Annotated in this window: 11 protein-coding genes and 1 pseudogene; 2 read left to right on the top strand and 10 right to left on the bottom strand. The window is 39.9% G+C overall.

What is annotated here, in order from left to right; all coding sequences use genetic code 11:
• Positions 1-27: 27 nt before the first annotated feature.
• Entirely contained in the window at positions 28-912 is an 885-nt protein-coding gene (locus tag IWX76_RS14045; protein WP_196860602.1) for an AraC family transcriptional regulator, read from the top strand.
• A 2-nt stretch (positions 913-914) separates the two neighbouring features.
• Here IWX76_RS14045 and IWX76_RS14050 read toward each other — a convergent pair whose 3' ends face one another.
• The 7 genes from IWX76_RS14050 to IWX76_RS14080 form a co-directional block, all read right to left on the bottom strand.
• Positions 915-3,272: a glycoside hydrolase family 95 protein gene (locus tag IWX76_RS14050; protein ID WP_196860604.1), complete on the bottom strand. Its 2,358-nt coding sequence runs from the start codon at positions 3,270-3,272 to the stop codon at positions 915-917.
• A gap of 29 nt (positions 3,273-3,301) precedes the next feature.
• Positions 3,302-5,233 carry a glycoside hydrolase family 97 catalytic domain-containing protein gene (locus IWX76_RS14055; RefSeq protein ID WP_196860606.1) on the bottom strand — a complete coding sequence of 644 codons (1,932 nt, stop codon included), beginning with the start codon at positions 5,231-5,233 and terminating at the stop codon, positions 3,302-3,304.
• A 544-nt stretch (positions 5,234-5,777) separates the two neighbouring features.
• A complete protein-coding gene (locus IWX76_RS14060; protein ID WP_196860607.1) occupies positions 5,778-6,086 on the bottom strand; it encodes a hypothetical protein in 309 nt (102 codons plus the stop codon).
• A gap of 726 nt (positions 6,087-6,812) precedes the next feature.
• On the bottom strand, positions 6,813-7,103 hold the full coding sequence (locus IWX76_RS14065) for a hypothetical protein (RefSeq protein WP_196860609.1): 291 nt from the start codon (positions 7,101-7,103) through the stop codon (positions 6,813-6,815).
• 112 nt (positions 7,104-7,215) lie between these two features.
• Complete coding sequence (locus tag IWX76_RS14070) at positions 7,216-8,085, bottom strand: sugar phosphate isomerase/epimerase family protein (protein ID WP_196860610.1); 870 nt, start codon at positions 8,083-8,085, stop codon at positions 7,216-7,218.
• A 65-nt stretch (positions 8,086-8,150) separates the two neighbouring features.
• Positions 8,151-8,849: an NIPSNAP family protein gene (locus tag IWX76_RS14075; RefSeq protein WP_334641955.1), complete on the bottom strand. Its 699-nt coding sequence runs from the start codon at positions 8,847-8,849 to the stop codon at positions 8,151-8,153.
• Positions 8,850-9,120: 271 nt separating this feature from the next.
• Positions 9,121-10,506, bottom strand: a complete 1,386-nt coding sequence (locus IWX76_RS14080) for a serine/threonine protein kinase (RefSeq protein ID WP_196860613.1) — start codon at positions 10,504-10,506, stop codon at positions 9,121-9,123.
• A 232-nt stretch (positions 10,507-10,738) separates the two neighbouring features.
• Here IWX76_RS14080 and IWX76_RS14085 point away from each other — a divergent pair, with 232 nt between their 5' ends.
• Positions 10,739-11,176, top strand: a complete 438-nt coding sequence (locus IWX76_RS14085) for a hypothetical protein (protein ID WP_196860614.1) — start codon at positions 10,739-10,741, stop codon at positions 11,174-11,176.
• 73 nt (positions 11,177-11,249) lie between these two features.
• Here IWX76_RS14085 and IWX76_RS14090 read toward each other — a convergent pair whose 3' ends face one another.
• The 3 genes and pseudogenes from IWX76_RS14090 to IWX76_RS14105 form a co-directional block, all read right to left on the bottom strand.
• Positions 11,250-11,543 (bottom strand): DUF3892 domain-containing protein, encoded by a 294-nt coding sequence (locus IWX76_RS14090; protein ID WP_196860615.1) that lies wholly within the window; start codon positions 11,541-11,543, stop codon positions 11,250-11,252.
• Positions 11,544-11,665: 122 nt separating this feature from the next.
• Positions 11,666-12,340, bottom strand: a pseudogene (locus tag IWX76_RS18095) (nucleotidyl transferase AbiEii/AbiGii toxin family protein); the annotation flags it as partial.
• A gap of 280 nt (positions 12,341-12,620) precedes the next feature.
• A complete protein-coding gene (locus IWX76_RS14105; RefSeq protein WP_334641956.1) occupies positions 12,621-13,097 on the bottom strand; it encodes a DUF6088 family protein in 477 nt (158 codons plus the stop codon).
• Between the last annotated feature and the right edge of the window lie 39 nt (positions 13,098-13,136).

The raw sequence follows: 13,136 nt of genomic DNA on the forward strand, positions 1-13,136 counted from the left end.
ACCTTAAGAACCACATACTTAAAAACAATGGAAGAGCATAGAAAAATTAAAGAAGGATTTCTTGGGCAAAAGATGATTGTTTTAACACCCAACATCAGACAAGACATCAGGAACAATCCTTTGATAAATTCATTTTACTTAACTGCCATTGGGTTTTATCCACATGCCTTGGGCCACGACAGAGAGCGGTTGACCGGTAGTCCCGAGTTTATATTGTTGTATTGTATCGATGGGGAGGGAACTATAGAACTTGATAAGCGCATTTACATATTGAAAGCAAACACCTTTTTCATCATCCCCAAAAATACTGCGCACCGTTATTATAGCTCGGCAAAAAACCCATGGACGATTTACTGGCTGCATTTCAGTGGAACAAATTCACGACGGATTTATGAACGTTCCATAGTTGAAGGAGAACATCAAGTCCATGCTATTCCTTTTGAAGAATACCGAATACATCAATTTGATCAGATCTATTCTATCTTAGAACACAGTTTCAGCAGCAGAGAAATGGAGATTATGAATTTCCGTCTGCTTGACTTTGTGACATCGCTCATTTATTACAAAGAAAGAAACCCCGCGGTATACAGCCAGGACACCATCAGCAACTCCATAGCGTTCATGAAGGACAGCCTGGATAAAAAATTGTCTGTTAACGAGTTTGCTGATCAGCAGAGAATCTCCCTTTCACATTATTTGCGAACCTTCAAACATAAAACAGGGATTTCACCAAATGCATATTTTAATCAGCTTAAGATCCAGTATTCCTGTCAATATCTTTATTTTACAGACAAGAGCATCAAAGAGATCTGTTTGAAGCTTGGCATTGACGATCAGTATTATTTTTCACGCTTATTTAGCAAATTAATTGGGATGTCACCATCTGAATACCGAAAAAAACATAAGAAGTAACCTTAATTAGGCAAAGCACTGGATGACATGATTTCCCTTGTTATTCCGTTAGCCTTTACTTTCACCTTTGTGGGTGTAGGCGAAGCAATCTTGTAGCTGATAATTTTACCGTCTTTCCAGGCCATGTCAACTGTAAAATTCCCCCTGGCTTTAAGCCCTTTAATGTTCCCATATGCTTTCCAGGCATCAGGCAATGCAGGGAGCAGGTCAATAAAACCATCATGACTTTGCAACATCATTTCTGCTATTCCCGCACTTGCCCCAAAATTTCCATCGATCTGGAATGGCGGGCCGGCCGACAGCATATTAGGATATACACCACCTCCTGCGCCATAATTAATGTCAGTTCTCCGGGTTGGCTTAAGAATTTCTCTGAGTAGCTTAAATGCTCGGTTGCCATCCTGTAGCCTTGCCCAGAACAATAGCTTGTAGGCTATGGTCCAGCTCGGCCCATCATCTCCTCTAATTTCCAGGGTTTTCCTGGCCGCCTGAGCCAGCTCCGGTGTTGAATTTGGTGTAATCAACGACGCAGGATACAGGCCGTATAAATGGGATATGTGGCGGTGCTGAAGATCTGTCTCTTTGTAATCTTCTATCCATTCCTGAATACGCCCATCTTTGCTAATCACTCCTGCCGGTGGCACTAACTTCAATCTTTCTTCCAGTTCTTTTCTGAACTGGACATCCATATCCAGCACTTTAGAGGCAGTAATAACATTGGTGAACAATTCCCTTATAATCTGGTTATCAATCGTAGGCCCCATAGAAATACTGGCTGTTTTTCCGTTTGGCAAATAGAAAGTATTTTCAGGAGATACCGATGGTGAGGTTACCATCCACCCAGTTTTGGGATCTTTTATCTGGGCACTTTTATAGAACTCGGCAGAACCTTTGAGTACAGGATAGATATCTTTGAGATAGTTCCGGTCCATGCTAAAGGCATAATGTTCCCAGAGGTTGTTACACAACCATCCCGAACCGGCATTTGCAGCACCCCATGAGGCACTCTCACCGGGCTCGGTGAAACCCCATACATTGGTAATCACATGTGCAATCCATCCCTGTGCATTATAATAAGCTTTTGCCGTTCTCTCTCCCGGCTTGACCAACCCTTTTACAAGATCCGCCAGGGGCAGATTTAGTTCAGAAAGATTAGAAACTTCTAAAGGCCAGTGGTTCATTTGGACATTTACGTCCAGGTGATAATCCCCATTCCAGGGTGTATTGATCTCTTTGGCCCACAATCCCTGCAAATTTGGGGGCAGCAGGCCCACCCTTGTGCTGCTAATGCTTAAATACCTGGCGTATTGAAAAAACAGGGCGGCAAGACCCGGATCCTGATCGGCACGTTTATAAAACATCCCTAATCTCACATCTGTTGGCAAATCATGGGAAGTGCCAGATCCGAGATCCAAACTCAATCTTCTAAAAAGCTTGCTGAAATTGGAGATGTGCTTTGTCTTTTGAACATCGTAAGGCTTTTTTAATGCTGCTTCGAGAAATTCGCTGGTCTTTTCCTTAAATGCAAAGCCTTTAAAATCTGTTGCTGCAGAAATATAAATGATCAGTTCGGTTGCATCTTTAATGATGATAGCATGCTGATCGGTGCTAACGCTCCCCCCCTTTACACTTGTCTTCACCCGGGCAATGTACTGCATCCCTTTGCCATCGGTACCATTATCAAGTTGTCCTGACATCTGGAGCTCCTCTCCCATGGTCTTAACAGCAAACTTCTCAGGCCTGCTGATCGTGATCCGGCAATTGATCGTCCCGGGTTTATCAGCAACAATCTTAATTACGTTTACATCATCATCAAAGCTGCTGAAATATTCTCTAGTGTATTTTACACCGTTTAAGGTATAACTGCTATTAGCAATGGCATTGTTAAGCGAAAGTTCCCTATGGTAATCTTTAGGTATGGCAGCATGACCAGCTAAACCCCCATAGTTAAAATCAATTTCCAGCGCACCCAATGTTTGGAATTTACCCCACTGGGCTCCAGCCGATCCCGGGCCTTTACACACAAAGTCACGGTTGACCAAGGCCTGCGCCTCCTCATTTTTTCCTTCCAGAATAAGTTTCCTTATGGCAGGCAGGCTTTTATTCGCTTCATAGTTATTAGCATCCTGCGGAGATCCGGACCATAAGGTGATGTCATTTAAAACGATTTTTTCTTTTGAAATTCCCCCGTCTGGTGTCATGCCTAAGCGGCCGTTGCCAAGCGGCAAGGTCTCTTCCCACATATTGGCGGGCTTGTTGTACCATAACCTTAACTTTTGCTGGGCCGCAAGGTTAAGTGTATAAAAGACAAAAGCAAGTGTGATCAGACCCGATAATAAGCGTTTATTTCCTACAGCCATGCATCCTATTTTATATATAATCAATTTTGTCAATTAATAAACTGAAGAATAAATCCTCCTTTTGGAGCCATGGTGTAGGACCAGCCTGACGATATTGGATGCGTTTGTGCTTGAAATCCCATTACCGGATCGCTCCCTTCCGAAATTACCCTAAATTTAGAAAAGCCCTTGCCATATTTAGCAAGATCCACTGTAATAGGCAGCACGTCATTTGTACCATTTATACCCACAATATAAGAAAGGGAATCTTTCTGGCGGAAGAGCACTAATGATTTACCTGGTTCGGCCAAAACACTTTCGGTTTTATCCCATGTAGCCGGCATATCTTTTAATAGATTTTTAACCTCGACAGGGAGTGAATCAAATACCTCTTTTGAATCAGCAAAATGAATAATTCCCGACGTATATATCAGGGCAGTAGCAAGCTCATGAGCCGCTGTGTTTAGGCGGGGATATTTTCTCATCGTTAACGCAAACGGAGTATAGTCTGCAGGGCCAGCTACATTTCTTGTGAAAGGCAGCACTGTATTCTGTTCAGCGGCTTTATCAGGAAACCTTGGCTCATAAAAATAACTTTCCGTTCCCAGGATGGCTTCTGCCGTCATAAAATTTGGCCATGTTCTGTGCCAGCCCCTTGGAACAGTACTGCCGTGAAGATTTACCATGAGGTGTTCTTTTGCTGCGTCCTCAAAAACGGATTGTAAAGCTGCCATAACCTCTTGCCGGTCTGAGCACCAAAAATCTATTTTAACGCCTTTGACACCCATATCAGCCAACTGTTTGAACCTTTTCTTTCTTTTTACCGGATCAAAATATTCTGATGAATATCCCCAAACCATTGGTTTAATTCCTTTGGAAACCGCGTGGTCAATAATCCCGCCTTCTTTGTTTGCTTTTTCCCATCCCGCATCAAAGAGCGTATATTTAAAGCCAAATGAGGCCGAAAGATCTGTAAATTCTTTATAAATTTCAGGGGTATGGTCATCCGGATGCGACCACCATGACCATGCTGCTTTTCCTGGCTCTATCCATGTGGTATCTTCAATTTTAGATGCAGGGGCTAAATCTGTGATTAAGGTTGACAACAATATGTCTCCAGCATTTTCGCCAATGATAATTATCCTCCAGGGCATAACCCATGGAAGAGTTGACTCTGGATAAGCATTTTCTTTTTCAGGTAAAGGGAGCGTATATTTCTCGTCTTCTTTAGCAAATGCAACTTTATAGCGTCCTCCTTCCGCATCTGGCTGTAAATGACAACCTGGAAAAGAACCATCAGTTCCGGATTCCGCAATGAGGATCCAGGTATTATTTTCATTTACATTAAAAAGCGCAGGCATGCACCAGCCAACAGAAGGGTTGCGTGAATTATTAACTGTGTCTCCCGATTTTACACTAACGTAAAAATCTTCATAGCCCGGGGTATAGTCACCAGCTTTATTATAGGGTTGCATCCAGCCCTTTGCATTTTTCTCAATTTGGAATTCTGTAATTTCATCCTTTATCACCCTCTTTTTGTTGCCATCTTCCGGAAATCGATAACGAAAAGCGACACCTTCATCTCCGGCAATTAAATCCAGTATCATTAATGCGCCCTGGCTATTTTTAAAAGTTATGCTTTTACTTTCAAAAACATGATCTATTGATTTATAATTACCAACCTTCAACTCGTATTTCTCCCTTCTATCTTCAATGGGAGAGATTTTAGCAATTGATAGTCCGGAAGTGAAATTCTGATCAGCACAATCCAGGCCTAGAGGAGAATCGGAAATTAGTATTTTATCTTTTCGGGTTACATTATAATATAGCGCTCCATTCTCATTTAACGACAATGTAATTTTATTTGAACCATCTTTCGATTTTACATAAAGAGATTTACCTGGCACTTTACAACCGGTAAATAAAAGAAGCGATCCAAGGACAGATAATATCAGCGTTTGATAAATAAATCTATTTTTCATTTTTTATACTTATAAGTGAGTTTTCGGAAACATTTGTGAGATCCTGACGGAACACAGCCGGGACGGCATGCAGGATAAAAAAAACAGGAACAATGCACCTCAACGTGCAATTTTTTTTGCAAGGACATCCAGACATAGTGGTCATATTTGGTTTAATAAAGCATCAAAAGAAATCACAGATATGCATTTACCTGTCAATTCCAGATGTTTTCAAAAATAAAATTACGTTAAATAAAGAGGCGAAAAATGGATTATCCAACAGTAAAAATGGATAATATCCTCAATTAGGGATGCTCAGGGTTGGCATGTCCTCTATGTTGAAACTGCCTTTAATACTTGTTCTTTCCAGTTTAAGAATTTCATCTTGGTAGCTGGCCGGTTACAGCTAATGTTTTATTTCCAGATTTATAGAGATAATTAATCATGAGTTGTAGCTTCACCTAACAATCTCACTAACCAAGATGACAGGACTAATATTAGTGTACTTAGGGAAATCTGATTTTTTAGTAATGGAATTTAAGTGATAAAGTTTTCAGTTTAAAGTCTAAAAGAACACTTCTGTTGAGGCAACCAACAAAAGAAGCTCTAGTTGAGGTTCTGCCTCTAAGCCACTAGCCAAAAGTTCTGCATCAAACTTTTTAAACGACTCCAGTGATGTTAACACTTCATGGGCTTCCTCATTATCTAACTGATCGAAGTGCATAAACGTTTTCCCATCTGCAAGCAGCCAAGCACCATACTTAATACCGGGATGATTAAGTTCTTTCAGTTCGTTCACGATACCATTAATGTTTTTCTGGTTTACGGTTGCGAACGCTGCTGTGGTGGTATAACAAACTCGTACTATTTTCATATTCGATAATAATTTAATGTCAAAAATACCCAATAGAAAGACATTACAAACTACCTTATAGCGACAAATACGGGAGGTGATTATGACAAATGAAAGTAAATTCGTTGGTCATTTGTAGTTCACCTAATGAGCAGATATAAACCAGAGCTGCTTCATGTAGTTGTCGTGGCTCAGGTAATTGTTGAAGACTGATCAGGACTCCGAAACTCCGTTACTGAATAAATGTCCCAATGAATAAAAATACCAAGTTTAGCAGGATCACATGTCTGCCGAAGATTTTAATGTTCTAGAACTGGCAAACTATATTGGTATGAGCAACCGGTATTGTATAAAAAGATCAGAGCTATTACCGATTTATCTGTGAATGATTTTATAAAGACCATTCGTTTAAAAAAAGCAGCACAGCTATTTGCGCAGAAAACATATAATGTATCGGAAATTTCATATTTAGTCGGTTTTAATGACCCTAAGTAATTTAGCAGAGAATTCAAAAAGCAGTATGGGCAGAGCCCGAGAGAATTTGTTGCCACTATAGATGATAAGCAGTTTAAAAATCCATAATTAAAAACGTTTTTCTGAGGGGGCTTTACTTCACCATTTTTAACTCTTTAGGTATGGACTGCCGTTAAACTTGCGGCATTTTACATTTGGGTCTTAGTATGTGCTCATCGCTATCAATTGATTGTCGCAAAGGGGTAGAGTTGAGTCCTTATATCAGCAATTTTGTTATAAATCTTTTTGATCGGATTCGTTATCTATTTCTAAATCTTTATTAATCCCGTTCGGGTGATGCGCCTCAATCTGATCCGCCAATAAAAACAGCAGCTCTTCATTCAGCTTACCTGGATTCTGGCAAATGTGCAGGTAGTTGTTATCATCCGGCTCAAAACTGGCGACCAGTTTCCCCTCCTGAAATACTTTTACTTTACAGCTCTCGCCATCGTGGTGCAGGTATTCACCAATTTCGAAATGGTGAACTTGTTTGTCTACACTAATACTGATCGGATAATTTTCCATACATGTTTTTGTAACCCTAAAACAACTTCAAGGCGAAGTAGTTTGTCACTTTATTAGCCATGGCTAGATTTTCTGATTTGGTTAATTCAAATATACAGAACACCTCCTTTGTCTAGGATGCAGAATACACTTCCGAAATCTGATTGTTAAGGTACTTAAACGAAATTGGGATATCCCTACCAGGGTCATTGGTATTTCCTTCTATAAAAATGAATCCCCGATATCCAATTTGTTTTAACGCCCGCAAATAAGGCCTGAAATCATCACCTGCAACACCTGGCAAGGAGCGTTTCTCCTTCTCCGCGATTTCACAGAAACTAATCAGATCACCGGCAGCTATAATTTCCTCTGGAGACTCTCCTTCGCGCATCATGTGAAATATATCTGCATTAAGCCTAAAATAGGGTTCATCCACCCTTCTCACAATATCGGCAGCCGCATTCAAAGAAGTCAGGAAGTTTGTTTCAGATTTTTGCAGGTTTTCCAGCAATATGGTTACTTTATGTTTTTCTGCAACCTGACCCATTTTTTTGCATAGCACAACAAAATCATCTTTTGCCTTGTTCAAATCATAATTTTCGGGGATGTTCCTCGATCCAGAACTTCCTAAAACGATATATTTGATACCCGCTTTACGAGCCATAGTAAGGACAGAATCGACGTAACCCAGTACCTGCCTTTCATTGACTGCCGGGCCTGCAATCTTAATGCTGCCTGGAAAAAACAAATTACACATCAGCACCTTACACTTTGCTGATTTTATATCTTCAAGGTTCGTGCGCAGTTCACGCTCAGACAATGAAGGAGAAATCATTTTCCGAACAGACTCGCCGATCGAACGGAAGCCTGCTGCATAAGCAATACTATCCTGTTTCAAACTGGTCACAATACCAATGCGTGGATAATCTGGCTTTACAGAAACAAACCCTAACGACAAAAAAACGATTACAGTTAGCAATCCTAATCCTTTTATTATTTTCATACCCATTTCATTGCTTTTTCATAGCAAAACATAAATTATCATACCATATCATACCATCGTCCTAGCTAGATCTGCGAATACTCCGTAGGCTGAAGAAATGTGGCCGTTATCTTAGATACAAGCTTTGAGTCTGCATATTCCGGAATCACACTGATTTTCTTCCATTCCGGGTCAGCAATAAAAGTTTTCCAATGTTGGTCATGCGCGGCCATATCATCGAAGGTAACCATATAAATAAGGTTCGGTCGTGCCTCCCCTATGATCGTTTCTCCAAAGAATACTGGCTTAAAACCTAGCCTTTTAAAAATCTCAATCTCCCCTTCATCATTGAACATCTCACGTTTCTTTGCCCCAGCTGCCTCACTCGCATGCTCATATCTACGCAGCTCGAAAATGCGTTTACCCTTCGGTGGGAGCGCTAAGCCAGGCATGTTTTTAAAGGCTTTAAGTAAGGAACTTTCAATACGCTCATATGCTGGTTTTGTTGCTGGAGCATTCAGATATGCAGCACCTTCAGTATTATAGCGTTTATCCTGTTCAAGACTATTATTTATCGTCTCAAACTCTTGTAGCGATTGATAAGGGATTAGCGCAACCAATATCGATTGTCCTGAAGGCTTTATTTCGGTAAATACACCGACGTTTTTAATGCCCAGTCTATTCCATGCAGGAATTGCTGCTTTTTCAAGATAGTCTTCTACCAGGCGCTGCTGGTTAGCATCCTTTAAAGTATAGGTTCTAAGCTCATAATACAATTGTGTCATATTGCTAGGTTTAAGTTGAGCAAATCCAGTCCGAGGTAGTATCGCAGCGGCAGCACTGCTTATGATTGTTGTCTTTACGAAAGCACGTCTTTTCATATTGGATGTCAGTTTAACAGAGATGAATTTTACAAGGAGAAAGATGGCATCTATTTGCAAGTTTCAATTCACCAAGTTATTATTTAAATATTATATATGCAGTATGTAAAGAAACTTCTGTTACAGCTTCTCTCCTAATAACAACCTGATATGGGATCGTGCCCAGAGATCTAAATCATTTATTTTTATGACCCTTGCCTTTTGATCGCCCTTTACCCTTAGATTTTCCTGGAGATTTGTTTAAGTAAGCATTAGGGTTCTGTACGGGCTGAGCAATCAGACGTTCTGCTTGATCAATTGAATCTTTCAACCTTTCGTTCTCCAATGAATCTTTCAACATTTCGTTCTCCAAATTAAGCGCGGCTGTATCTACTATCTCTTCTTCCGGTTTATTTAAGATCGAGTAGCTGCCAAATAAGGCTAAACAGGCTAACAAAACACCTAAACCAATAACTATCGGCTTAAATTTGCGTAAGGCCTCTGGAAACGAGTTTTTAAAACTGTTACCAGAAAGACCGGGAGCTTTATTTTCCTCTTTTGCCTGGTTCGAAGGTAATACCTCCGGTGTTGCTAAGAGCTGGGGTGCATCGGCCAAGCTTACTGCACTTCCTGCAAGGACGGCGGCAGCACTTGCAGAAGTGTATACAAAAATATCTTTGGAAGAGATGCTGTTTAAAATGGTTTCATGTAACTTAATTCCAGAATCAAATCGGTTTCCAGGGTTCTTTTCTAAGCACTTGGCAATAACTGAAAGCAACCAACCAGGCACAAGCATTTCAAAGTCCCGTATTTCCTGTTGCCAGTTTTCAGGCAAATTCTGCTCCCTTAAATCAAGTATATCCGGAACTGGTTGCTCCATATGGGAAACCATAACCATATTTCTGGAGGTTTCGCTTTGGTTATTTAAAGGGAATGGAACCGTTCCCGCTAAGAGTTCAAACAGAATGATACCAAAGCTGTACACATCAGACTGTAAAAGCATCTCTCCTTCGTTCTGTTCGGGAGCCATAAATTCTATCGCTCCTGCATGCCTTAAACTGGTGCGTCTTTGCTCGTCAGTCATGACAGACAAACCAAAATCCAAAAGCATGTAGTTACCCGATTTGGTGTCAAACTTTACATTGTTGCTTTTGATGTCTCCATGTTTAACTGATACCTTATGGCAATGGGCCAGGGCATTGGATAATTGTTCGGCAACTTTGATGGTCTCCCTTATCGTAAACACTTTATCTCTAGGCACCTGAATGAGTTCTTCCAGATCGGGACCTTCGATGAACTCCATTTCAATAAAGGGAAGTGAACCGCTCTCGGTAATACCAGAACTTAAAATTTTGACAACGTGTGGATTTGGTTCCTCGTTTACTTTTTTAAGTTTGGATACTTCGTTCTGAAAGTCTCTATAGTTCTTGTCGTTTTCGTCCTCGCTGTGTAAAGGTGTCGGCAAAATTTTAACAGCTGATATCTGCTCACCACGCCTGGCTTTGTAAACAGAGCCTTGTCCACCTGTGCGTAAAGCACCGAGATTTTCAAGCCCTTCGGTTATCGTGAATACTTTAGCCATTTAAGGTAATCATCTTGCTTAATATAATCATCTGTTGAAATTTGCAATTTTGGTGAGACTGAGGTAAAGGTAATAAACAAACCCAGATATTAAGGGGGATCGTTTTTTCAGCTATCAATGTTACCTGAAAAATGAACTGTTTAATTCTAGCTTATAAATGTCGAAATTTTGTTATCAATGAAGCAAAAGTATTACTTATATTTAATAACCATTTATTAATTGAATCTATATAATGTTAAAGCAAATTCCTGTATATATTTTAATATTACTCTCCTTAGGCTGTACACCTAGCACAACTTACATAAACAGAGATGCTGATAAAGAAGATGCAGTTCGTATAACTGAAAAGTTTTATGATCTTATGAAACAAAAAGACTATCACAACATCTTTCCATTATGTAGTATGGGAGACAGGGGGTTTACTGAAGCACAAAGAAATCAATTACTTACTGAACATTTCAATAACATTCAAGAAAGATTGGGCTCAATTGTATCTGTCGACTTAATTAGTTGTGAAACAAAGCGTGTTGAAGGAAACCGCTCCTCAGGAGAATATATAGTGATTTTTGACGTATCACGATCAATAAAGCAGTCAAACAGGGAGGTATTTCGATTGTTACTTGAAGGTACAGAAATCAAAATAGCCGATTACAATATAAATAAAACATAGGCAGACTACCTTGCTTCCCAAGATGCTGCCCAACACAACACTTGTAGATTAATGAATCTGCATTTGCCAAAAATTATTTACATTCCTGCAGGGAAAGCAGGTTGTTTTTCAAACTTGTGTCTGCTTCAGTTTTCACATACATCGTTCCATTGGCAGTTTCTGCCGTAATGATTTTGGCCTTATTACCCATAGCATCCTTTACATAAGCTACTCCTGCATCGACTTTTATCCAATTGTATATCTCTATTCTAGTATTTTTACCTGAGGCCCCATTAATCTCGTTTATCCAGCCTAAGTGTGTGATTGCAACATTTGGATTTTCATGGTTTCCATTGTCTTTGTTGATACATGTAATTTTGATAGCCATATCTATTTTCCATACTGACCTAAATTGGTCATTTACAAACCTATAATCTTCTTTTCAAAAAAAAATCCGGTTTCCCGTATTTTGTCTGATTCAATGCAAGTTGGTCAGGAAATGCACAGTGTTCAAACAGAGCAAGCCCAACATTTCCATATGTCAATATTACGGATGGCGTTAAATTTCTTTCTGTGTTCTACGATTGAAGTATATAGCTCAGTATTATCAAGAGCTTCCTGTCCATATATGATATCCATGATCCGGTCGATGTCGTAAAGATGCCTGGACATGCGTTCCGTGCGTATGCGGTCTACAGGCTTACTGAATTCTTCATGTAGTAAAAACACCTTCTCCAGGAAGGTTCTGACCGGGGTAACTGTCAATATGCTGAATGGAACTCCAAAGTTGCCGGGATCATCAAGGTTTACTTCAATGATTGATGTAATCTCTCTTTGCTCTGAGGGTTCCCTTAATGAACGAGCTCCGATTTCAATGAGCACAGCTTCTTTTAGGTAACTTCCCTTTTCCAGTGAAGATTAGTAATATAATTCCAATACCTGGGGATCCCGATCCGAATCAGTGGTTTCGGCAACTTTTAGTTCGAATATATCTTTAGCCACCCCAAGATTCAATAATTCACTTTCCAGTGCATCTCGGAATGGCCCGGAGGTAAATTCACAGGAAGCTCTTCTTAGTTCTTTGATTTTATTTTTACTCAAGTTTTCCCCAAAACCCAATACAGATCTGTCTAAAACCCAATCTATATCCTCTGAAAATCTTTCAATTAAACCCCATGATTTACTTAAGGATGTCCCCCTTTAAAAACAATGTTATTTTCCATTCCGTACGGAAGATGGCAAATAATGTCATGGTAACCAACCAGTCCTTTTCTATCACATAAGCAAGTAATCCTGTTTTGTTACTGACAAGACCTAGTATATCATTTCGCTATTCAGTTTTTAGTTTAAGCCAATTAGTCATTTTGCAATTCCGCTAATTCCTTTATTAGTTTTACTATCCACGCCGGAGCAAACTTAATGTCATGTTTTAACATTTTGGGATCCTCCTCAGCCAGGATGGCTCTTAGCTGTCTTTAATTTTATCATCTACTCCTTTTTGCCCCAATTCCTGTAGAGCCTGTATAACCAGAGTACTGACTTCTCCCTTGGTGGCCAACTTTTTCGCTACGGCTGCCTTAAAGGTTATCCTTTGTTTCCCTACTTTAATTTTTCTGGGTGCCCCATCAGTAAGGTATACCATATTCGTGGGGATTTGAGTAATTAACCTCAGCTTATGCAAAGCAGCTGATCCTGTGGGAATAATCTTTACATGATCTCGTCTAGCTATCTGCACAGCAATTTCTTCTGTTGATGGATATAAATTTCCATATGTAGGATGTTGCTTGGGATAGAGGTAGATGCCTTGAGCTAGCCTCTCCAGCACCTTATCCTTTTCAAGACGTGATAAACTCATTTTAACTGCATCAACACTTCCTAATTCAGAAAAATCGGATGGAAACATTACGATTCCGCGCCTATGCTTAACAACCTTGTTATACACCTTATTATGAGGTGGTTGCTTTATTTATAACCAAATTAT

This window comes from Pedobacter sp. CAN_A7 (genome assembly GCF_015752175.1).
Lineage (GTDB): Bacteria > Bacteroidota > Bacteroidia > Sphingobacteriales > Sphingobacteriaceae > Pedobacter.